This window comes from Arthrobacter cheniae, from assembly GCF_003602275.1.
In the GTDB taxonomy this organism is placed as follows: domain Bacteria; phylum Actinomycetota; class Actinomycetes; order Actinomycetales; family Micrococcaceae; genus Arthrobacter_D; species Arthrobacter_D cheniae.
Window position 1 is genome coordinate 1 of record NZ_QZVT01000006.1, and the last position, 21,980, is coordinate 21,980.

At 64.2% G+C, this 21,980-nt stretch carries 16 protein-coding genes; 4 read left to right on the forward strand and 12 right to left on the reverse strand.

The features are described from left to right. Nucleotides 1-165 precede the first annotated feature (165 nt). Entirely contained in the window at nucleotides 166-615 is a 450-nt protein-coding gene (locus tag D6T63_RS12025; RefSeq protein WP_120149306.1) for a GtrA family protein, read from the reverse strand. 332 nt (nucleotides 616-947) lie between these two features. On the opposite strand from D6T63_RS12025, the gene D6T63_RS12030 reads away from it, so the two are divergent. Continuing rightward, a complete protein-coding gene (locus tag D6T63_RS12030; protein WP_120149527.1) occupies nucleotides 948-1,652 on the forward strand; it encodes a glycosyltransferase family 2 protein in 705 nt (234 codons plus the stop codon). Continuing rightward, nucleotides 1,649-2,044 carry a DUF2304 domain-containing protein gene (locus tag D6T63_RS12035; protein WP_120149307.1) on the forward strand — a complete coding sequence of 132 codons (396 nt, stop codon included), beginning with the start codon at nucleotides 1,649-1,651 and terminating at the stop codon, nucleotides 2,042-2,044. The genes D6T63_RS12030 and D6T63_RS12035 overlap by 4 nt, the downstream gene beginning before the upstream one ends. Nucleotides 2,045-2,084: 40 nt before the next feature. Here the strand turns inward: D6T63_RS12035 and rfbA are convergent, their stop codons facing one another. The 5 genes from rfbA to D6T63_RS12060 all read right to left on the reverse strand — a co-directional run bounded on the left by rfbA (nucleotide 2,085) and on the right by D6T63_RS12060 (nucleotide 8,684). Further along, entirely contained in the window at nucleotides 2,085-2,975 is an 891-nt protein-coding gene (gene rfbA, locus D6T63_RS12040; RefSeq protein ID WP_120149308.1) for a glucose-1-phosphate thymidylyltransferase RfbA, read from the reverse strand. A 72-nt stretch (nucleotides 2,976-3,047) separates the two neighbouring features. Beyond that, nucleotides 3,048-5,027 carry a DUF7657 domain-containing protein gene (locus tag D6T63_RS12045; RefSeq protein ID WP_120149309.1) on the reverse strand — a complete coding sequence of 660 codons (1,980 nt, stop codon included), beginning with the start codon at nucleotides 5,025-5,027 and terminating at the stop codon, nucleotides 3,048-3,050. Further along, complete coding sequence (locus tag D6T63_RS12050; RefSeq protein ID WP_120149310.1) at nucleotides 5,024-5,884, reverse strand: glycosyltransferase family 2 protein; 861 nt, start codon at nucleotides 5,882-5,884, stop codon at nucleotides 5,024-5,026. The genes D6T63_RS12045 and D6T63_RS12050 overlap by 4 nt, the downstream gene beginning before the upstream one ends. Next, the gene (locus D6T63_RS12055; RefSeq protein ID WP_235830718.1) at nucleotides 5,881-6,432 is read right to left on the reverse strand and encodes a GtrA family protein; all 552 of its coding nucleotides are present in this window, start codon (nucleotides 6,430-6,432) and stop codon (nucleotides 5,881-5,883) included. Before D6T63_RS12055 ends, D6T63_RS12050 begins: the two co-directional genes overlap by 4 nt. Beyond that, nucleotides 6,429-8,684 (reverse strand): hypothetical protein, encoded by a 2,256-nt coding sequence (locus D6T63_RS12060; protein WP_120149311.1) that lies wholly within the window; start codon nucleotides 8,682-8,684, stop codon nucleotides 6,429-6,431. The genes D6T63_RS12055 and D6T63_RS12060 overlap by 4 nt, the downstream gene beginning before the upstream one ends. A gap of 220 nt (nucleotides 8,685-8,904) precedes the next feature. On the opposite strand from D6T63_RS12060, the gene D6T63_RS12065 reads away from it, so the two are divergent. Beyond that, on the forward strand, nucleotides 8,905-9,882 hold the full coding sequence (locus tag D6T63_RS12065; RefSeq protein ID WP_235830719.1) for a glycosyltransferase family 2 protein: 978 nt from the start codon (nucleotides 8,905-8,907) through the stop codon (nucleotides 9,880-9,882). Nucleotides 9,883-9,962: 80 nt separating this feature from the next. On the opposite strand, the gene D6T63_RS12070 is transcribed toward D6T63_RS12065, so the two are convergent. From D6T63_RS12070 to D6T63_RS12090, 5 genes are all read right to left on the reverse strand, one after another. Then, nucleotides 9,963-10,688 (reverse strand): ABC transporter ATP-binding protein, encoded by a 726-nt coding sequence (locus D6T63_RS12070; RefSeq protein ID WP_120149312.1) that lies wholly within the window; start codon nucleotides 10,686-10,688, stop codon nucleotides 9,963-9,965. A 5-nt stretch (nucleotides 10,689-10,693) separates the two neighbouring features. Continuing rightward, nucleotides 10,694-11,587: an ABC transporter permease gene (locus tag D6T63_RS12075; RefSeq protein WP_120149313.1), complete on the reverse strand. Its 894-nt coding sequence runs from the start codon at nucleotides 11,585-11,587 to the stop codon at nucleotides 10,694-10,696. Nucleotide 11,588: 1 nt separating this feature from the next. Beyond that, the gene (locus D6T63_RS12080; protein WP_120149314.1) at nucleotides 11,589-13,598 is read right to left on the reverse strand and encodes a glycosyltransferase; all 2,010 of its coding nucleotides are present in this window, start codon (nucleotides 13,596-13,598) and stop codon (nucleotides 11,589-11,591) included. Next, nucleotides 13,595-14,782: a UDP-galactopyranose mutase gene (glf, locus tag D6T63_RS12085; RefSeq protein WP_120149315.1), complete on the reverse strand. Its 1,188-nt coding sequence runs from the start codon at nucleotides 14,780-14,782 to the stop codon at nucleotides 13,595-13,597. Before glf ends, D6T63_RS12080 begins: the two co-directional genes overlap by 4 nt. A 330-nt stretch (nucleotides 14,783-15,112) precedes the next feature. Further along, a complete protein-coding gene (locus D6T63_RS12090) occupies nucleotides 15,113-17,095 on the reverse strand; it encodes an acyltransferase family protein (protein WP_235830720.1) in 1,983 nt (660 codons plus the stop codon). Between the two features lie 276 nt (nucleotides 17,096-17,371). On the opposite strand from D6T63_RS12090, the gene D6T63_RS12095 reads away from it, so the two are divergent. Continuing rightward, on the forward strand, nucleotides 17,372-21,562 hold the full coding sequence (locus tag D6T63_RS12095) for an FtsK/SpoIIIE domain-containing protein (RefSeq protein WP_120149317.1): 4,191 nt from the start codon (nucleotides 17,372-17,374) through the stop codon (nucleotides 21,560-21,562). Here the strand turns inward: D6T63_RS12095 and D6T63_RS12100 are convergent. Continuing rightward, nucleotides 21,525-21,947, reverse strand: coding sequence for a hypothetical protein (locus D6T63_RS12100; protein ID WP_120149318.1), 423 nt, complete (start codon nucleotides 21,945-21,947; stop codon nucleotides 21,525-21,527). The two genes, D6T63_RS12095 and D6T63_RS12100, sit on opposite strands and share 38 nt — an antisense overlap. Nucleotides 21,948-21,980 lie beyond the last annotated feature (33 nt).

Here is a 21,980-nt window from a genome sequence, read left to right on the forward strand (position 1 = left end):
ACCACACCCACCGGCACCACCTGGCTCTACCCCGGCGACGGAATGACCAACGAAGGCTACAACCACGCCCTCACCACCGGCCGCCTCTAACCAACCACCGGAGGAACAGTCCGCGACGAACCCCGGTAGCCTTCGGGCTGCCGGGGTTTTCTCCGTGCCGGATTGTTATCCGACTGTCGTTACGACCCGGCGGAAAATCCAGTGCTTGTAGAGAAAAAAGTTCCAGACTGTCATCAGTGCGGTCGAGAGCACCTTACCGACCTGATAACCGAGACCAATCTGTTCAGATCCCGCAACGATGAGGCTGGCTGCGACAGTGTTGAAAGCTACTGCGGCAAGGTACTTCACAGCGCTGGGTCCAAGGCCGGTTGTGGCTTTGAAGGCGTACCGGCGCTGCAAGGCGTAGTTGGCTACCAGGCTCGTGAGGAAAGCGGCGGGCGTTGCGATGATCAGCCCCAGGTCTAGTACCTCGTGAAGCAGAACGAGGAGTCCGAAGTCGATCAAGAAGGACAGGCCGCCAACGAACAAGAACCTCAGTGCCTCGCCGCGTCGACTGGCCTGCACTGATTGGCCCGCGCCTCCGCCGTCGGCTCGCTGCGGGCTGTCATGTTCCATTCAAATTCTTCCTCGTGCTCAATCCTCGGCTGGTGTCGGCGATGCTTTCGAGGGGTCTTGCGGTCGGAAGCAACAACGCTGGGGGCTCGTCCGATGTTATCAGCCGGTGATCAGCGGTTCCTTGTTAGCCGCCGTCGCGCCCAACCCCCGGAGACATATCCCTCGAGCAGCAACCCCTAGACTAGATCAGGCTGCTTCTCCTAGGCCATGCCGGGGAGTGTTACTCAGCGGACTCATAGAATGCGAAGGACCCGAACGAGCCTGCTGTCTCAGTAGGGGCTCAGGAACGAAACCGAGATGGGGAAATGGTTCGAAGTAACGTACTCGTCATCATGCCAGCATGGAATGAGCAGGAGACGGTCGGCAATACGGTCCGCGAGGTCCTCGGACAGGAGCAGGGGTACGACGTGCTCGTGGTCGACGACGGATGCACAGATCGCACCAGCATCGAGGCGCTCCGGGCCGGCGCTCGTGTCCTTCGCCTCCCATTCAACATGGGTGTGGGCGGTGCGATGCGCGCGGGCTTCAAATACGCCAGGGAACATGGATATCCATCGGTCATCCAGGTCGACGCCGACGGGCAGCACGACCCTCGGGACATCGCGAAGGTACTGGAGGGCCTTGATCATGCGGACATCGCGATCGGCGCTCGTTTCGCGGACACGGGAACTTATCGTGTGAGCGGACCTCGTCGGTGGGCAATGATCTTCCTCGCGAAGGTCATCTCACGGCTCGCGCGAACAACCCTTACCGACGTCACCTCGGGGTTCAGGGCAGCCAACAGCCGAGCGATCAGTCAATACATCGATCACTATCCCGCCGAATACCTCGGCGACACCATCGATTCACTGGTTGTGGCCATTCGATCGGGCTGTACGGTCCATCAGGTCCCCGTCGCGATGCGTCAACGTCAGGGCGGACAGCCCAGCCACAATCCTGCAAAATCGGCTCTCTACCTGATGAGGTCCGTGCTGGCCCTGTTCCTGGCGCTTACACGGCGCCGGTCACACATACTGCCGAAAGAGGAAATGGCATGATCGCCCAGATTGCACCGTTCGCCTTCGCTCTCATCATGGTCGGCATCGTGCTTGAAATGCTGCGGCGAAAAACATTGCGCGAAAAGTACGCCGTGCTCTGGTTAGTCGTGGGGACGGGCTCCCTGATCCTTGGTGGATTTCCACGACTCCTCGAGGCTTCGTCAGAAGTCCTGGGGGTCGAAGTGCCCTCGAATCTACTGTTCGCGATCGGTCTGGTCTTCCTCGTGGGAGTATGCCTCCATCTGTCCTGGGAGCTCTCCCTCGTCGAGGACGAGACCCGGGTACTGGCCGAAGAGGTAGCTCTCCTGCGCGCCGCCGTCGAGGACCTACAGTCGTCGAACGGGACTACGGTGGTGCGGGACGGCCGTGAGGGCGGAAACCCGCAGCCCTGACACCATGCGCAAGCCCAGGATAGCTACCGAGCCGAACTGATCAAGCGACGGGCGCCGCGGTCCTGCTCTCGCGCCCGACGAGGTCGATGAGGTACTGGCCGTACCCGCTCTTGAGGAAGGACTGTGCGCCGGCGATTACTTCGTCGTCCGACAGGAACCCCTGACGCCACGCGATCTCCTCGGGCACGCCGATCTTGAGGCCCTGCCGGTGCTCGATGGTCCGGACGAAGTTCGCGGCGTCGTTGAGCGAGTCGAAGGTACCCGTATCCAACCATGCCGTCCCTCGCGGCAGCACCTCCACCCTCAGTTTCCCGGCCTCGAGGTAGGTGCGATTGATATCGGTGATCTCGAGTTCACCCCGTGCCGACGGCTTGAGCGCCTTGGCGATACCAATTACGTCGTTGTCATAAAAATAGAGCCCCGGCACGGCGTAGTTGCTCCGCGGGACTGCGGGCTTTTCCTCGAGAGATACGGCTTTGAAGTCGTCGTCGAATTCGACCACCCCGTACTCCCGCGGGTCACTGACGTAATAACCGAAAATCGCGCCGCCATCGAGATCGGCGAAACGGCGAAGCTTCGTCCCCATCCCCGGTCCGTAGAAGATGTTGTCACCGAGCACCAGGGCGACATTCTCCTGCCCGATATGCTCCTCCCCCAGAATGAAGGCCTGCGCGAGTCCCTCGGGCTTCGGCTGCGTCATGTAGGACAGGTTGGCGCCGAACCGCGAGCCGTCGCCCAGGAGGAACTTGAACTGATCGGCGTCCCTCGGCGTCGTGATGATCAGGATGTCGCGGACACCCGCCAGCAGGAGCGTGGACAGCGGGTAGTAAATCATCGGCTTGTCGTAGACAGGAACGAGCTGCTTGCTGACGCCGAGTGTGACTGGGTGCAGTCTCGAGCCGGTTCCACCGGCCAAAATTATTCCACGCATAGGCTCCATGATCGTCTGTTGCGGGCGTCGATCAAAATTCGGCGCAATTCCCGGGCGGAGACGCGAAGAACATTAACCATCTACCGAATACAAGAATACGGAATTGCCCGCCCACTGCAGTCGTGACTTGGCCTCGAGACACGGCAGGTCCAGCTCGGTGGCGGACGCGATGACGGCGACTGCGGGGAGCGCGTTCGCGAGTTCGCATGGATCGATCGAGACGTAGGTGACATCGAAGCCGTTCGTCGTGATCTCGGCCGGTCCGTCACTCTTCCAGCTGAAGGAGATGTAGCCACCGCCCCGGTTCCAAGCTTCTTCGGACGTGTTCTCCGGATCGAGCGCCCGCCATACCTCCTTGTCCGGCCCGGACCGCTGCAGCCCGGAAAGCGTCGGCACGCCATTCGCGAGCATGACGGTATCGAAGGAACCGGAATTCGACACCCACACGTCCCCTTCCCGACGTGCCTGGTCACCTGCGTCCCGAAGCTCCGTAGCCGTCTGCGAGTCGCGGAGGTCACCAAGACCGACGAGCACGGGGTTCGCCCGGTAGACGGGAATGAGCGCGAGGAGCAGGACGACGGCGGTGACCCACCGGCGGTCGCCGTACCGGACGACGAGGAAAGCGCAAGCCCCTGTCGCCAGGGACCCGACCACGATGCCGGTCAAACTGAGGTCCGGCAGGTAGTTCGCCTGCAACCGCGACCCTGCGTACGCCGTGACGGCCCCCACGACGATGCCGGACACGAGGGCAGGCCGCAGCCTGTTGGCTTCGACGAGCCTGGAGATGAGCAAGACCAGTCCGATCACTCCGAGGACTCCCACCACCTGTGCGGCCCGGATGGGGGTCACACGGTTGAGAAGCGGGACGAGCTCTCCGATCGCACCCCAGTTGGCACTGGCCCACAGGAGGGCGACGAAGCCGCTCACGAGGATGGTCGCCGTCGCGGCGACGTCGCGCCGATGGATCGCGAAGCGGGCGCCGGCGAGGAGGATGACGACGACGCAGAACGACGAAGTGTACGCAGTCCCCAGCTCACTCTGGTTAAGGAACAGTGGCGGGACATCGTCCTGCATCACCCCGAGGAGTGGTGCTCCGAACAACAGTTCCACGTCCTGCGCCTCACCCGTGGACCGACGACTGCCGGGGTACACGGTGGTCAGGAGTGCAGTGAGTCCCGCGCGGTTCTCGAGGAGCATGCCGACCCCGAAGACAGCTGCCACGGCGCCGGTCCCGGCGACCGAGAGCCAGCGCTGTCGCCACGGGGTGGGTCGGGCCAGCACGTGGATCACAGAGGCAAGTAGCACGGGCACTCCGAGCAGGAGGGACCACGGCGTGTAGAAGGACGGTAGCCCGGCGATGAGGATGCCGCCGAAGAGGGCTGCGGCGGCGGCCGGCAGGTTCTTCCGCCGGTCGAGGAGGTCGTGCGCCTTTATCATGAGGTAGCATCCGGCGACGGTGTAGGAGATTAACGCAACGGGCATGAGGGACCACCAGGCAGATGCCGGGGCCAGGAAGATCAGCCCTGCCGCCAGGTAGCCGAGGTGCCGCTTCCCGCCCAGTGCCGTGATCCAGCGCGGCAGGGCGAGGAACAGCACGAGACTCGGCAGCCACCAATGCGCCGCGAAGACCATCGCGTCGGGGACGAATGCCGCGGTCCGCAGCAGCGTGCCGTCGAAGAAGACGAACGACTCGAAGAAGCCGCCTGAGGTAAACCGGTGGACGACGTCGGCCTGCGCGCCGAGGAGGCTCAGGGTCGGAGCCCCACCCGTGGCGATGACCGACAGGGCGATCGGAGAGTACGCGTTGTACTCGTCGGATCTGATCGAATTCGCCTCGCCGAACTGCAGGCCCAGCGGCTGGGACGGGTCCTGGCGCAGGTGGTCGATGCCGATGGACGAGGTGGTGACGCCGAGCAGGACCAGTAAAACGTAGGAGACGACAACGGCACCCGTCGCGAGACGGTCGGACCCCGGTCGCAGGAAACGTTCGATCGGCGAAAGGCGGGCCACGCCCGCTCGCGCCGACGACCCGGGCAGCTTGGCCTGCGTCACGCGGTACCGCCCTGCGCACTCTCCGCCCTCGGACTCCGTACCTTGAGCTTCATGTAGAAGGCACGACGGGCCAACGCGTTCAAGTGCGCGAGGACCGATCCTCTGAGCACGTCACCCCTGCTGACGTCGGTAGGCCGCGAGGCTGCCAGTTCGGAATAGAGTCGCTTCGCTTCCGTCGCCTGGGAGCGCATGAGACGGACGCTCCACTGCCCTGCACTCACGCGGAAGCTGGCCAAGCTGGCCTCCATGCAGAACACGTCCCCGTGGTCGAGCACGTGCATGTAGGACGCGACGTCCAGCATGTAGGAGTGAGTATCGTCCCATCCCCGCTCCAGCAGCGCATGCCGACGGACGAGGACGCACGCGGGCTCACCGAATGGATTGGTACCGCTGCGAACGGTCTCACGAACGGCGACGCCCGCGGAGATCACACCGCGCATCCCGGCAAGTCCCCTGCTCCCCAGCACGACCTCACCGGCGTCGTCGACGATGTCCCTCCTCGCTGCGACCATCACGCAGCCCGGGTATGCGACAGCTGCCTCGACCTGTGCCGCGACGCAATCAGGGCGTAGGAGATCGTCACCGCACACTAGTTTGACGTACTCCCCGCGTGCCTCCTGGGTGACCCGGTTCCAGTTTGCCGGCGCACCGCCGCCGCGCGGAGTGGGCGACAGGACACGCACGCGTGGATCCGCCGAGAACTCGTCGATCGCCGCGGCAGTCCCGTCCGTCGAGGAATGGTCCGCGATGATGATCTCCACGTTCTCGTAGGTCTGCGCCGTGACGGAGCGCAACGTCTCGCGGATGTGGTCTTCGTTGTTGAACGCGGGAATGACGATCGATACAAGCGGATTCATAGAGCTTTCTTCTGGTCGGCGGCCACGGCTGCAGCGTCGCCTTCGGGAGGGGGACGACGGAATGAGAAGTACTTGTGCCCGAAGTAATTGATGAAGACCGTGCAGCAGGTGATGACGATCTGGGACGGGATCCTCGGATAGCCGAGGATGTCGGCGATCAGGAACAGCAGTGCCATGTTGATCAGGAGGGATGTGAGATTCACGAGCGCGAAGCGGCCGAGATCGAGCAGCACGTGACCCTTGACCCTGAAGACGAGCTTCCGGTAGACGAAGAAGACCGCGACCAAGGACATGAGCCATGCCGCGAACAGCACCACGGGCGACGAGACGTACTGGCCAAAGGTCAGCTCGAGTGCAACGAAGAGCAGCGTGCTCAACACCGTATTGACGCCGCCAACAACGAGGAACGCCACCTTCTGGTTTTTGATCAGCCGCAGGAGGATCCCGGGCTCGCCGACCACGATCCCCCGCGGCGACTCGTCCGCTCCCATCGCCTTATCTGGCGCGACCGGGCTGGCCGCCGAGGGCTTGGCGTCCTCCACGTTCACCTGCTCTCCCGCTCGGCGGCCGGTTCCCGGCGCGAAGCGGAGCGGCGGCGACCCGCCAGGACTCTAGCCAGAAGTCCCCCGAGGACGCCCCACAGTACCGACGCACAGATGGCGACCCACATCAGGGGTACGAGGACATTCCAGGCGGGAGGCTCGAAGGACACGGTGACGACCTGCCCCTCGGACTCAGGTCCGACGTCGACGGTCAAAAGGTACCCTCTCGTCGAATCTCCGATTGAGCCGTTCGACACCGAGTAGCCCGGCCAGTCGAGCCGGCTGAGGACGACGGATCCGCCGTCGGCTCCCGTGCGCGTAACCTCGAAGGACACCTTCTCCTCGCCGTTGGAGATGACCTCGACCTCCGTTCCCGCCGAGGTGGCGACTGGCTCGCCCACCGCACCCTCGACATCGTCACGGACCCACGTCGCGGAGTTCTCGGTGCGCTCGACCTCAGTCCAACCGGCCGGAGCGACGCGACTACGCAGGATCGCGCCGTCGCTGTCCTGAGGCTCGCGCAGGATCTGGATGGTGTCGACGTCGAGCAGCTCGGCCACGGTCTTGCCGGTCGCCTCGTCGACCGACAGCAGCTTGAATATCGCTCCCGCGCAGGTCCAGCCGTGGCTCGTCATGCACAGATCTTCGGAGTAGGCCGTGTACATGATGGGGCTGTAGAGGTTGTGCACGGGTTTGTCCGCAAGATACCAGCTGTTCGACACGAGGGTCTCGTCCCACACCTGCTCGCCGAGCTGCGCCGGCTCCCCGACCACGAAGATGGATCCTTTCGAATCCGGCAGGACGTCGTCGTAGGCGCCGGGCTCGGCAGGGAGCTGGAAGTCGGGCAGCGGCGCCGCAGGGAAATACTTCTTCTGGGCCACAGCGGTCGCGAGGCAGAACACGACGGCAATCAGAGCGGCGATGCGCAGCCCATGACGCCGCAGGACCGGTCGGTCGACGAACAGGGCGAGTAGGACCAGCAGGATGGCGAGACCCGCGAGCCCGGTGAACAGGACATGCAGGCGGACGAAATCCGGGTTCTGGCTCCATGCCAGGTAGGCGGAGAAACCGAGCGCGAGGATCACCGCACCCACCCTGAGCCGGGTGAGGCGGGAAACGAGCACGGTTGACATCAGCACCGCGAACACGATGAGCACCGACATCGCGAAATATGGCATGAGGCGCACCGGGAACCGCAGCGGACCCAGGTCACTGGGCGCGAGCGTCAGCAGGAGGGAGGCCGCACCGAAAACAAGCAGCGCCGCGGCCGGCCTGAGCTGCGCAACGGTGGGCCGGGTCAGCAGGAGCAGGGGCAGGAACCAGGCGATGTAGAGGACGGGCACGGGGGCGAAGGCCCCCCACCAGCCGGTGATCTGGGGCAGGCTGCTGGGGATCGGCGAGCTGGCCAGGCCGGTGATGTCGATGCCCAGAAAGCCACTGTTGCCGATTACCGTTCCCCGGGCGGTCACGGGCGCGGTGGCCACACCGGGGAAGTACACGGTGAGCGCGAACGCGCCGCACAGCGCTCCCGCGACGATCAGGCGCAGGGCACCCTTCCCTGTCCTCAGCAGCAGCGCCTCGGCCAGGAGGGCGATGAAGAGAATCACCAGCATGATGGTCCCGTGCACGTAACCGATGGTGATGAGGAGGTACGCGGGAATGAGTGCGGAGAGTGGGTTGCCGCCGTCGGCAAGGCGTTTCAATCCCCACCAGCACCATGGCAGGAGGGCGAAGACCATCAGACCGGTGACCCATGACGGTCCGTCCATATACGTGGTAAAGCCGGTCAACGTCGTCGCGACACCGGCGACCGCCGACCACTCCGGCGTCGCTCGGTAGGTACGGCAGACGTTGAAGACCCCTAGCGCCAGGATCACGAGGAAGACGATCTTGACGATCGACGAGAACAGCACGGCACTCATCCCGGTGCTCGCACCGAGCCCGATCGCCATGATCATCGGGTTCCAGATGCCCCATTGACCCTCAGCGGCGTAGTTGCCTGCCGCCCAGCCCTCGATGCTGAATAGGGGCCAGTCGCCGGCACGCAGCTTTTCGCCAATTTCCACCCAGATCCCGTAGGCGCCGGCCTGGGTGTCATCGAAGAAGTAGAACCGTCGGTTGAAGAGAAGCGGTATGAGGGCTGCGACGATGGTCGCCACCGCGGTCAGCAAGGGCCATAGAAAGGTGGGCTCCTGCCGCCGGCCGCGTTCCTCCGCCACTGATGCACCGAGCGAGGGCACGCGGCGCTCCTCCTTCATAGGGGGTCCTAGTACCTGCATCGGCCTTCGTCATCCTTCGTCCGGGGCGCTTGAAGATCGGCGCGCCGTCGGCGCAGCATGCTTCTGTCAAGCCATCGACAGCCTACTAGGCTAGCAGGCTGGCGACCCGGGATCGTGCCGTGGCGGTGGGTCCGCAGGCGCGCCCGCATGACCCCGCTTGGTATGCTCGATCAGTCCAATACCCCCAAGGAGAACCCCTGTGAAGCCGGTAACGCTCTCGGTCGTCGTTCCGATGTACAACGAGGAGGACGTGCTCGAACCATTGTTCAGCCGTCTGCGACCGGTCCTCGACGGCCTTGGCGTGCCCTACGAGGTCGTCTGCGTCGATGACGGCAGCCGTGACTCCACGGCCCGGCTCGTCCAGGTCTTCCAACAGGGATGGAACGAGCTCCGTCTCATCCGACTCCTGCGCAACAGCGGTCACCAGGCCGCGATCACTGCCGGGATGACGTCCGCCGAGGGCGCCTACGTGGTCACCATCGACGCAGATCTCCAGGATCCCCCCGAGGCCATCGCGGCGATGCTCGCAACGGCGGTCAACCAGGGCGTCGACGTCGTCTACGGCGTCCGATCCGACCGTTCGACGGATTCCTTCTTCAAGCGGAATACCGCCGCCGGCTACTACTGGCTGATGCGCAAGGTGGCCGGTCCGCACGTACCGTCCAACGCCGGCGACTTCCGGCTCGTGAGCCGGCGGGTGCTGGACGCCGTCAATGACCTTCCACAGGAAGGACGCGTCTATCGCCTCATCATCCCGTGGTTCGGGTTCCCGAGTGCCACGGTGACCTACGAACGGGAACGCCGGGTGGCGGGAACGTCCAAGTACCCGGTGGCGAAGATGATCCTGCTCACCACAGAGAGCATCGTCACCTTCTCCGGCGGTCCGCTGCGATTCGCCACTTGGCTCGGCGTCCTCAGCGCGCTGCTGTGCGTGCTGGTAGGCGTCTTCGTCTTCTTCGGAGTCCTCACGGGGCAGACCGTGCCTGGCTGGGCATCCACGGTCCTGATCGTGGGCGCGATCGGCGCGATCCAGCTGTTCTGCCTCGGCATCCTCGGCGAATACATCGGCAGAATCTTCTCGGGCACGCTCAATCGTCCGCTGTACCTGATCGGCTACGACAGCAGGAAGGCCGCCGAACACTTGCCTATCCAGCGCGCGAAGGACGACGCCGCCTAGTCGTTTCCGGGCGACGACGGATCGCTGCAGGCCGGCCCCCGCCGTCGGGCGGCGGACGACCTGTCAGCTCCGACGACCTGTCAGCTCCTAAGGCGTGCGACGACGTCGGCGACGTCGCCGTCCATGACGACCTGGCCGTGCTCCAGAAGGACACCCCGCTTGCACACCCTCGACACGAGATCAAGGTCATGGCTCACCACCACGAGAGTCTTGCCTGCAGCACCGAGTTCCTTGATCTTCGCCAGGCACTTCTTCTGGAACGGCTCGTCCCCGACGGCCAGGATCTCGTCGATGAGGAAGATCTCGGGGTCGGTATGGATGGCGACGGAAAAAGCGAGGCGGAGGTACATGCCGGAAGAGTAGAACTTCACCTCGGTGTCGATGAACTGCCCGATTTCGGAGAAGTCGAGGATGCTCTCGAAGCGCTCGTTGATCTGGTCCTCCGTCATCCCCAGGATGGCCCCGTTCAGATACACGTTGTCGCGGCCGCTGAGGTCCGGGTGGAATCCGGCGCCGACCTCGATCAGGCCCGCCACTCTCCCCCGTGTCTGCACCGTGCCGCTGTCGGGCAGCATGACGCCCGAGATGTGCTTCAGCAGGGTCGACTTGCCGGAGCCGTTCAGACCCAGCAACGCGACGGCCTCCCCCTGCTCGACCTGCAGGGAGACACCGTTGAGGGCGTGAAACTTTTGGGCGAGGTCGCCCTTGCGGCCCTTCACGATCCACACGAAGGCTTCCTTGATGGATCGGGTATGCCGGAGCACGAACTGCTTGGAGATCGACTGTACGTCGACTGCGATGGCCACTGGTCCTACAACTCCTGTGCGAATCGGCCCTCAAGGCGCCGGAAGGTGAATTGTCCTGCAAGGATCACCACGAGGGCGATGCCCAGACCTATCGGCGTCCAGACGTCGAGCAGGTTCGGCGGAACCACCAACAGCGGGTCGGTACGCGGACTGCTCGTCGTCGGCATCCAGAAGGCGAAGTGGAACAGCTCAACGGCGATCGTGAGCGGGTTCGTCTGGTAAATCGTGTGCAGCACCTGCGCGGTGCCGGCGCCGAAGGCGTCGAACAAGCCGTCGCGCACCATGACCCACGAGTAGAGGACGGGCGAAGCCCACGTGGCGATCATGAGTAGCATGTCGACGAAGTTCTCGGAATCGCGGAAGTAGACGTTCGCCGCACCGAAGAACAGACCGAGACCTACCGCCAGCAGCGTGACGATCGTAAATCCGACCACCGCCGCTGCTATCTGCACGAACCCGGGAGACCATCCGCCGATGAAGCAGGCGACCAGCAGCACGAGCAGTTGCGGCACGAAATGAACAGCAGAGACCCAGACGGACGCAATCGGGAAGAGTTCGCGTGGAAGGTAGATCTTCTTGATCAGCCCGCCGTTGCCCACGATCGAGCGCGCCGCGTTGCCGAGCGCCTCGTTGAAGTAGTTGATGAGAACGATGCCCGAGAACAGGTAGATCGGGTAGTTCTCGGTGTTCCGGTTCATGCCGAGGAAGATTCCGAGCGCAAACCAGAACACGACGAACTGCACGCCCGGTTTCACATAGGACCAAAGGAGACCAAGGACGGAGCCCCGGTACCGTACCTTCAGCTCCTTCGCGACTAGCAGGCGCAGGAGATACCGCGAACGGAGGACATCCCGCAGGCCGCCGCCGAAGCCCGGCGTGGTCAGCTCAGCACCGGCCACGTCACTGGCTCTTTGACGAGTGGGACTCAAAGGTCTTCTTCCATGACTCGAAGGAGGTGATGTCTTCCAGCGCGTCGCGGTACTGCTCGCGCAAGCTAGGCCAGCGGCGGAGGATCTCCGCATTGAGACGCGCCGCCTCGGTCAGGAGCTCCCGCATCTCGCGGGGGTCGCGCCTGTACCAGGATGCCCCCGTCCCTTCGGCATTGGACACGATCGCGCTGTCGTACTGGGACATGCGCCACCATTTGTTGTCCTGATGCGCGATGAACGCCTGCGGCCGCTTCTGGCTCGCGGAGGAGATGGGTGCACTGAGTTGCCGGACGATCGTCTTGACCGCCCACGGAACCAGGGTCGTGTAGGACGGGGCCTTGAAGCCCTGTCCGCGGCGTGGCGGCTTGTCCATCTTCGGGGTGGGGAAGGAATCCGGGTCCGACTCGAACTGTGCGTCCGGGTAGTCCTTGGCCATGGCCCTGATCTCCGGTAGTTTCGTGTCGAGGATCTCGTGAAGCTGGTCCGGCCCCTTCAGCACATCCCGCATCGCCATCACGCGCCCGCGCGCCGTGTGGTACTGCATGGAGACCAGGTGCTTGATGTCCGAGTAGCCGGATTCCCGCACCACGCGGCCGCCCCGCTCGTACGGACTGTGGAGCAGCGCCGCAACGATCCGGTTCCGCGTGTGGAAGTAGGCCTGCCACCCGACCATGTCGTCCTTGTCGATCCAGGATACGTGCCACACGGCCGCTCCGGGCATGGACACCGTAGGGTATCCCGCCTTCTTGGCGCGAAGGCCGTATTCGGCGTCGTCCCACTTGATGAAGATCGGCAGCGACAGCCCGATGTCCCGGATCACCTTCGTGGGGATCAGGCACATCCACCAGCCGTTGTAGTCGACGTCGATGCGCCGGTGCAGCCAGGGCGTGTGACGGAGGTTGGCGCGCGCGAAGTCATGTCCGAGGACCTGCTCCGCGACGGGCTGGTCCGGCTGGAACCGATAGGGATTCACGATTTCGCCGAATGTGTGCAGGACCGTCCGGTTGTAGAGGTCGAACATGTGCCCGCCGACGATAGTCGGGGTCTTGCAATGCGTCGCGAAGGACAGGAGGCGCGGGATGCTTTCGGGCTCCACCACGACGTCGTCGTCGAGGAGCAGCGCGAAGTCGCTGCCGTTCTCGACCGCCTCGTACATGCCGCGGGCGAATCCGCCCGACCCGCCAAGGTTGTCCTGGTCGATGATGCGCAGCTTGTCGCCGAGCTGCTGCCTGACCGCGTCGAAGCCCGGCTGCGCGGCCACCTTCTGGGTGCCCTGGTCCACGATCAGGATCTCCTGCACGTCCTTGATGGCGCCAGGATTGCCTGCGAGGATTCGCAGGTTGTTCAGGCAGAAGTCCGGCTTGTTGAGGGTCGTGATCTCCAGGGTGATGCTGCCTCGTGGCGGCTCCTCACCGCCGGCAAGCCAGTTCGCCTCCTCGAGGACGAGGGAGTCACTACCGGCGACAAGATCGAACCAGTACCATCCTCCGTCGCCGAAGGGCTGGAGGGAGAGGTCGAAGGAACTGGTCGTCGTGCCGTCGACCCGCGCGGTCTCCACGTGCTGCAGTGACCCGCGAGCATTCGACTTGTACACGGTGACGACGCCGGATCCCTCAGTTAGGACCTGCAGCCGGATTTCGCGGAGATTCGTCCACCGGCGCCAGTAGCTCGCAGGAAAAGCATTGAAGTAGGTGCCGAAGGACACGCGCTCGCCGGGTCGGACGGACGTCGACCGGCGGGACCGGAAGTCCTCGACATGCAGCTCCCGGGTGGAATCGGCCGTGGAACCCGCCGGGGAACTCACGGCGGTTCCGTCGGTCGTGTTCAGCTGGATACCGAAAGCACTTCCGGTGTCGACATACAGCCCCGCCGTGTCCATCTGGCTCTGCTGGGGCAGGATGATGCGCTGAAGCTCGTGCCACTGCCGGCTCTCGCCGTCGGCCTGGTCCCGGGCCGTCCTGACCATTGCGTTCTGCGTCATGCGTCTACTCCGCCGCTCTCGAGCTTCTGTCCGCCCGTGAAGTGCGGCGTGATCTTGTTATCGAACATTGACAGGGCGGATCCGATCGCCATATGCATGTCGAGGTACTTGTACGTGCCGAGCCGCCCACCGAACAATACGGACTTCTCTCCCTGAGCGAGATCACGGTAGGCGAGAAGCTTTGCGCGGTCCTCCGAGGTGTTGATGGGGTAGTACGGCTCGTCCTCCTTCTCCGCGAACCGGGAATATTCCCGCATGATCACAGTCGCATCCTTCGTGTAATCGCGCTCGGGATGGAAGTGGCGGAACTCATGGATGCGCGTGAAGGCCGCGTCCTCGTCCGGGTAGTTCATCACCGAGCAACCCTGGAAGTCCTCGATCGGCAGCACTTCCTCCTCAAGGTCGATAGTGCGCCAGGAGAGATCACCCTCAGCGAAGTCGAAGTACCGGTCCACCGGACCTGTGTACACCACGGGCACCTGACCGAGGGTCGTCGACCGCGAGTACTCGTGGCCCTCGTCGAAAAAGTCCGTGTTGAGGTGGACATCAATGTTCGGGTGGTCGGCCATCCGCTCGATCCACGCGGTGTACCCGTTGACGGGCAGCCCCTCGTATTTGTCGTTGAAGTACCGGTTGTCATAGGTGTACCGGACGGGGAGCCGCGAAATGATCTCCGCGGGTAGGTCCTTGGGATCCGTCTGCCACTGCTTGCCCGTGTAGTACTTGATGAACGCCTCGTACAGGGGCCGTCCGATGAGCTGGATCCCCTTATCGTTCAGGTTCTGCGGATCCGTCCCGGCGAGTTCTCCGGCCTGCTCCTGGATGAGTGCGCGGGCTTCGGCCGGCCCCAGAGCGGTGCGGAAGAACTGGTTGATCGTTCCGAGGTTGATTGGCATCGGATAAACCTCGCCCTTATGCCGGGTGTAGACCTTGTGGACGTAGCTTGTGAACTCGGTGAAGTTGTGGACGTAATCCCAAACGCGCTCGTTCGAGGTGTGGAACAGGTGGGCACCGTAGCGGTGCACCTCGATGCCCGTTCGGGCCTCCTTCTCGCTGTACGCATTGCCCCCTATGTGGTGGCGGCGGTCGAGGACTGCCACTCTGAGGCCGAGCTGGCTTGCGGCCCGCTCGGCAATGGTCAGCCCGAAGAAGCCCGAACCGACGACGACTAGATCTACGCTCAAAATATCTCCTGGAGTGGTCTCGACTCCCAATTATGCCGTAGAGCGCCGCTTCGCATGGACCGGCGCAGCACGGCACAGACCTAAACAGGCTCCGCTCACTGAGGCTCAGAGGCTTGTGGCGGCATCAAACCGGTCCGTAAACGCCAGCATCATGGACTTCATATGTGCCAGAGAGGTAATTGGTGTCTCACACGTCCCGACCCCTCAGCACGGCCAGCGCGCAGTCCTGCACTTCGGGCCATGATCCCGATCCTTGCCGGTGACTTCACTACGTGATGCGACTGCCTGCCATGCGATGTGATGATCAGCACTCGTCGTTGCAGAGAACGGTTACCATTCGGTCGCAGCAATCAGCTGCTCGTAGAAGTAGGGGCTCAACGTCTGCGCGTATGTAGCAGTCAAATGATTATCGTCCAAGTAGACGCGCACGTTACCGATGACGGACGGGCATGTGCCACCAGAACAGATGTATTCATTGAGGTCCATTGTTGCGAGACCGGGCGTGGCTGCTGCCAGCTGCTCGATCGGGGAGACCTCGCTCATGTCCCGAATCTCATCCTCGGGAACGTTGCACTCCTCGGCTGATTCTCCGTGCTCCTCGACGCATTCCATCATGTTGCGATCGAAACGTGGATTGTCTCTAATCGCCACCATTGGAACTCCCTGAGCCATCAGCGCCATCGCTCCCTGCGTGAATCCGCCAGCAAGCAGCTCGTAGGGCGGTTCAGGTATCGAGTAGGTCCCCGTGGTGAACACGAGATCTGGATCGATATCGAGTATGTAGTCAGTCGCCTGTGCATTCCGCTCGTTGCAGTCTTCGCTTACTTGCTCCACGTAGCCGACGTACTGACACCCCCCCTTGATAAGCGCCACCAACGCCCAGTTGTTCTGTTCGGCCAGAGGCTTCATCGCGGCCAGCCACTGCTGAACGTGACTATTTCCTACTGCGACGATTGTCCGAACCGGATCCTCTTGATCGACGATGACTGAGCACCCTAAACCCTGTAGGGAGGGCGCATCAGTCGAGAATCGGTCAATACATGGAGTCAGAATGTTGGCGTAATCTCGGCTCGCAGAGCTGACCGCGGGGATCAGGGGGGCATCGGTGTCGGCTTGGTCGACATAGCCGACTTCGAAGATGCTCGCTCCCGGATTGTTTCGGTCCACCTGCGAAGCGATTTGCTCGGCTTCAATCTGTAGTCCTCGCTGCCATCCGGTCAGGGGTGCGGCAACCAGCGCGACACACACGGCCAGCACGATCACAGCGCGCCGACGACGACGGTCAGCCCATGCCAGGGCCCGCATCGGCCGCTCGACGAAGCGCATCGTCAGGTAGGCCAGGACAAGCGACACCGCGATTACGATCAGACCGCCCACGAGGCCCGGCGACGCCCTGTCCTGCCAGATCAGTGCCAGCACCAGGACAGGCCAGTGCCACAGGTACAGCGCGTAGGACAGGTCGCCTACCCGCACCAAGGGCTTCGAGGACAGGAAACGGTCGACGCCGAAGGGGCTCGCGGTCTGCCCCGCGATGATCACGAGCGCGGCGGCAAGGAGTGGCCAGAGCGCCACGTATCCCGGGAACTGACCCTGGACGTCGAGCAGGAAGCCACCGCTGAGCATTGCCGCAAGACCCACCCAACCGGCCACGACCTTCAAGAAGCGTGGCAGGCGGATGAAAGGAAGAGCCAGCGCGAGCAAGGTGCCGACGGCGAATTCCCATAGCCGGGCGCGCGTGTCGAAGTAGGCATATGCCTGGTTCGTGGAGGTCTCCCAGACGGAGAAGGAGAGTGAGCCCATGAACAGCGCGCCGAACACGAGCAGGACGACGCCGCGAAACTTCAGCTGGAAGCGGCGCGCCAGCAGGGCGCTGGCGAGAAACAGCAACGGCCACAGGATGAAGACCTGGCCCTGGACGGAGAGGGACCAGAAGTGTTGCAGAGGACTTGCGAGGCTGTGGTCATCGGCGTAATAGTCGACGGCGTTGGAAGCCAGGATCCAGTTCTGCGCGTAAAAGAGCGAAGCCCATGCCTGCTCGATGATGTCCTGCCACCGGGACTGCGGAACGAGCAGGTAGGTCGCTCCGAGGGTCGCCAGAATGACGACGACGACGGCGGGTAGAAGCCGCTTGAACTGGTGCAACCAGTGCCGAGCGAGATCGAGCGGCTTCCCCGACTCGACCTTGCGGAGGAAGGACAGGGCCAGGAGGAAGGCGGAGATCAGCAGGAAGACGTCGACGCCGCCGGAAACCCGTCCGAACCACACGTGGTACGTCACGACCATCAGCACGGCCAGAGCGCGCAGTCCCTGCACTTCGGGTCTGAAACCCCGATCTGCGGCAATGACTCCACTACGTGGAGCAACCACACGACTCGATTCAACGACCGCCATAAGAAGCTTTCTGGGTAGACACGTTGACTGATTCTACCGGGAACACCTGCCAGGGCCCGGCACGTGGGTCGGGTCACCGCGCACGCTGCGGTACCCGCGGTCACCGCGCCGGACGTTGTCCACATACCTCAGCCACCGAGCCCGCTCACCCGCGATCCGCTCTAGCCTCGAACCCAGTCATCACCTCTGGAGGCATCTGTGGATCTGCACGTCACGCTCGCCTCCGCACCGCCGGTGGCCTTCCCCGTGCGGGAGATCGTCGTCGACACCACCACGATCCCTACCGGCGCGGCATTGGTCGAACGGCTGCAGGTGGCCGGCTACGCCGGCCCCTTCACGGTCGACGGGACGCCGCTGGGCGCTATAACTCCATACGGCGCTGCTTTCCCGCCGGGCTCGGTCATCGTGTCGGGTGAGCCTGAGCGCCCTTCCAAGCGGACACGGCTCCCCCATCTGGTGTTCGTGGTCCACTCCGGACCCGACGCCGGCCAAGTGGTTCCGCTGACGCGCGGTAGTTACACCATCGGTCGTGCCTCGAACGACATCATCGTGTCCGATCCAGGACTCTCCCGCGACCACGCGCTTCTGACGGTAGGTGAGGACTCGATACTCATCGAAGACCTCGGATCGGTGAACGGTTCGTTCGTCGATGGTGAGGCGATCACCGAAGCGTCGATCAGCGTCTCATCCTGCCTTCGGTTCGGAGCCAGCCGATGCAGTGTCGCACTGGTCGACGAGCAGGGCTGGATACCAGGGGTACCGCAGGAGATCCTCGAACCCGTGCCTGTAGGTTGTGAGTTACCGAAGCGGCCCTCGAAGATCCTCGTGCTCACGGCCCTCCTCCCGTTGGTGCTCGGCGTCGTCCTCGCGTTGACGACCGGTATGTGGTTCTTTTTGGCTTTCAGTGGCCTGTCTGCGGTCACCGGACTCGTTCCCCTCCTTACCTATCGCCGCAATTTCATCGGCTTCACCGCAGCTCTGAAGGACTCTGCCGAGCACGATCGATGCCGACGCATGGTGGCAACGCCCGATCCCGGGCAATCCGCTCTGGATGCTCTTCGCACTGCGGACCAGCCGTCACCGGCGGATGCTCCGACAGGACAGCCTCGGCCGGACGTGATCCTCCTCCGGCTCGGCACGGCCCACCAGCCTGCGTGCGTGTCCGTCGAGCGGGCCGACAATACGTTTGCACCTCCGCTCCTTCGTGATGTGCCCCTCCTTCTGTGCAGCCCGCCCTCAGAACGCGGTGGAACCACCGCGTTCACCGTCGCGGGCGAACCCGACGCGGTGCGGGGGCTCATGCGTGCGCTGCTGCTTCAGGCCGCTCATCCTCGCTCGGGAACACCGCGCGTGGTGTGCTGGGGAGCGGCGTACGATCTCCCTCACCACGCCCGGTTCCTGCCGAACGTCCTTCTCACGCATGACCCCGACGTGCTCGCGCAGCTCGCCCGTCAGGCAGGGGTGCTCCTCGTCTTCCACGTCTCGGACGATGTCCCGGAACTCGTTGGAGCGTCGACGGTGGTTGCGGTGCGTTTCCTGCCAGGAGATCGGGCGACACCTGGACCGTCAGCGAGCATCGCGACGGGGGAAGAGTCCTGCCTGATGCTCAGCGCCGCTACCGCCCTGGTGCGTCTCGACGGAATCGAGTACGAGGCCATCCCTGATGGAGTTTCGGAGAGGACATTCGAGCGCACAGCACGCGCCCTGGCACGTACAGCCGTCAAGACCTCGCCCTCTACCCACCGCCGGAACGACGCGGCTGCTGGGGCCGCGCCCCACAGCCTTCCACCCGCATCCGCGTCGATGTGGTCGGGAGACTTCTCTCCGGACACGCTACGCAGCCTTGTTCCGGACCAGTGGGCACATGCTGACCCCGAGCGTCCGACGGCGCACCTGGGCCGATCGGCGGCCGGGCCCTTGTCGATCGACCTCGTCAAGGACGGGCCTCACCTCGTGGTGGCCGGCACCACAGGCTCAGGAAAATCGGAGTTCCTCAGGACCCTTGTGCTCGGTCTCGCTCTGAACCAGCCACCGGAACACTTGACGTTCCTTCTGATCGACTACAAGGGCGGGTCCGGGCTCGGCGCGCTCGCGTCACTTCCGCACTGCGTAGGTACTCTGACCGACCTGTCCTCCGAATCGACAGCTCGAGCCCTCACCTCTCTCCGCGCCGAGTTGCGACGCGGGGAGGCACTGTGCGCCGCATCCAGCGCGGATGACCTCGACGCGCTGCGTCGCGTGTCCCCATCCTCCTGCCCTCCGCGACTGGTAGTCGTTATCGACGAGTTCAGGATCCTGAGTGATGATGTGCCGACGGCGGTTTCCGACCTCATGAAGATGGCGGCACTTGGTCGCTCCCTGGGCGTCCATCTGGTGCTGGCGACACAGAGAGTGCAGGGAGCGGTCACTCCGGACCTGCGTACGAACATCACATCGTCGATTCTCCTGCGGGTCCAGACCGCGATGGAATCGCACGACCTATTGGGTTCCGGCGTGGCGGCCGCCATACCGGTCGAATGTCCGGGAAGGGCCTATCTGCGTCGCGGCGCAGAGGTGCCGATCGCCTTCCAGATCGCCACCTCGTCGAGTCTGCCTGTCCCCACTGACACGCCTGGGTGGCAGGACTTCGCCACTTACCTCGGTGCGCAGTCGTCGTCGGTGCCCCATCGGAGCGACACGCATCTGGTCGATCCCCGCTCGGCTTCCCATGAAGGCTCGAACCCCATAGCACTCCCTATCGGATCTAGGACTACAGCGACCGCACCAGGACCGGGGTCGAAGGGCAACATCCTCGAGCGGGCGGTGGCAGCACTCGTCGATGTCGCCGGCGGTTCTGGCGTCGACCGACCACGCCGGCCCGTTCTGGCGCCCCTGCCCGCACTCCTCACGTCCGCGGCTTGTCGTGCATTCCCGCCGGTTTCCGCGCCCGGCACCGAGGGCTCGTCCGCCTTGAATAACCCGGCAATCGCCCTCGGCGTGATCGATCTGCCGGAGCGCCAGGACCAGAGGAGCCTCGATTGGCATCCTGGTGAACACTCCCACCTGGCTCTGGTCGGTCTCTCCGGGAGCGGTGCAGCCGAAGCACTGGCCACCGTGATCAGGGGCCTGCCTGCAGCCGATCCCGACATCCACCTGTACCTCCTCGACGGGGACAGGACCCTGGCGGACTGTGCAGCGGGACCACACGTCGGGGCATACGTCGAAGCCGGTGAGTCCAAACGGGCCGCGCGTGTCCTCGAGCGGTTGGCAGCGCTGCCAGCTCGACGGTCCGACCGAACAACGTGCATCGTCCTGGCTGTCACGGGCTGGGGACGATGGTGCAGCCAATTCCGGCAGGGTCGCCTGGCGCGTGCGGAGGAGGACCTGCACGCGCTCATCCGTGACGGTGCCGGCTGCGGGGTGACCGTCCTCATCGACGGCGACCGTGAATTGACCGCGTCACGGTTTTTCGCCCTGATCCCGAATCGGATATATCTTCCCCTCGGGGCACATCAGGAGACCACGATGACATGGCCGAAGCTGCCGCCTGTAGACGCCGCGATCGGCCGGGGCTTTGCTCAAGGCCCTGTCACGGGCGCCGCGGGTGACGGAATATGTCAACTCGTCATCAGCTCCTCAGCCGGGGACGAACCGGTGATCGCCCCCGCCCTTTCGCCCTTTCCCGTCTACCCCCTGCCCCGGTCTGTCAGCGCCGACGAGTTTCAGGCCGCGCTGTCGGGACTCGGTGCCGCCGGCCTGGACGGGATGACACTTGCCCTGGGCCTGCACGGCGACGATCTGCTGCCCTATTGCGTCGCGCTCCGTAGTGGCGAGGTCTTCCTCCTCCTGGGGCACGCGGCGTCAGGGCGGACGAACGCGCTGAGCGTGCTCCGAAGCTCGGCCGCTCGTCTGCTGCCTCGCCCGAACCTGCTGGCACCGCCGAATGGTGTTTCGGTGTCGGAGGCCACGACGTACTGGCGTGGGGTGTCCGAGAACCCGTCCGGCGCCGACCTGCAGAGCTGCCTTCTCCTGGTGGACGACGCCGACCAGCTGCCGGCCGACGTGCAACAGAAGCTGTCGGGGCTCGTCGCCCGGGGAGCTGCTGCGGTATTGGCAGCTGCGCCCAGCGCCTCGCTGATGACGCGCGTGCCCCTGTCGCTGCAGGCCCGAGGGACGGGGCGCGGCCTCATCCTTTCCCCTCAGTCGTCGGCGGACGGCGACTTCCTCGGGGTGCGGCTGGACCTTGACGCGGCCGGGATACCCGGACGGGGACACGCCTGCGGACCGTTCGGCGTGAAGGAGGTGCAGATCGCACATGCTCCTTGTGACGTGGGCGGATCGTCGACCGCGATCCACGCACTGCGGCCGATTCCTACAGCATTCTCTCGGGGGCGGCCGTCCGCACCGTGAACTCGAGGACCCGCTTCGAGAACAGCAGGACGATCACGACGGCAGCAGGAACCATGAGCAGGAAGCCGACGATCGGGTTCCCCGACGAGAAGTAGGGAAACGAGAGGATAACAAGGAACAGCTGGACCACGAGGGATGGCGAACGCGGCCACCGGAAGCCGCCCGCGAGCTTCACCGCCAATGCGCCCAGACCTGCGGCCACCAACAGCAAAAGCACCGCCATGAAGACCGAACCACCGACCGAGACAGGCTCCGCGCTGAAGATCGTGACCACCGACGCTGCTGCAAGCAGCGCGAGCGCCACCGATTCGAGCCCCAGGATAGCGGCGATGACGAGGACGCCCCGCGGGCGCTGGGGATGCTGGGTGACAGGATCAGGGACCACTCTCGAACCCTACCCGACTGCCCAACGGCGTCA

What these genes read in the sequence shown, in the direction of transcription:
- D6T63_RS12025 (WP_120149306.1), bottom strand. Translation starts at nt 615, where the DNA reads ATGGAACATGACAGCCCGCAGCGAGCCGACGGCGGAGGCGCGGGCCAA.
- D6T63_RS12030 (WP_120149527.1), top strand. Translation starts at nt 948, where the DNA reads ATGCCAGCATGGAATGAGCAGGAGACGGTCGGCAATACGGTCCGCGAG.
- D6T63_RS12035 (WP_120149307.1), top strand. Translation starts at nt 1,649, where the DNA reads ATGATCGCCCAGATTGCACCGTTCGCCTTCGCTCTCATCATGGTCGGC.
- rfbA (WP_120149308.1), bottom strand. Translation starts at nt 2,975, where the DNA reads ATGCGTGGAATAATTTTGGCCGGTGGAACCGGCTCGAGACTGCACCCA.
- D6T63_RS12050 (WP_120149310.1), bottom strand. Translation starts at nt 5,884, where the DNA reads ATGAATCCGCTTGTATCGATCGTCATTCCCGCGTTCAACAACGAAGAC.
- D6T63_RS12060 (WP_120149311.1), bottom strand. Translation starts at nt 8,684, where the DNA reads ATGAAGGAGGAGCGCCGCGTGCCCTCGCTCGGTGCATCAGTGGCGGAG.
- D6T63_RS12080 (WP_120149314.1), bottom strand. Translation starts at nt 13,598, where the DNA reads ATGACGCAGAACGCAATGGTCAGGACGGCCCGGGACCAGGCCGACGGC.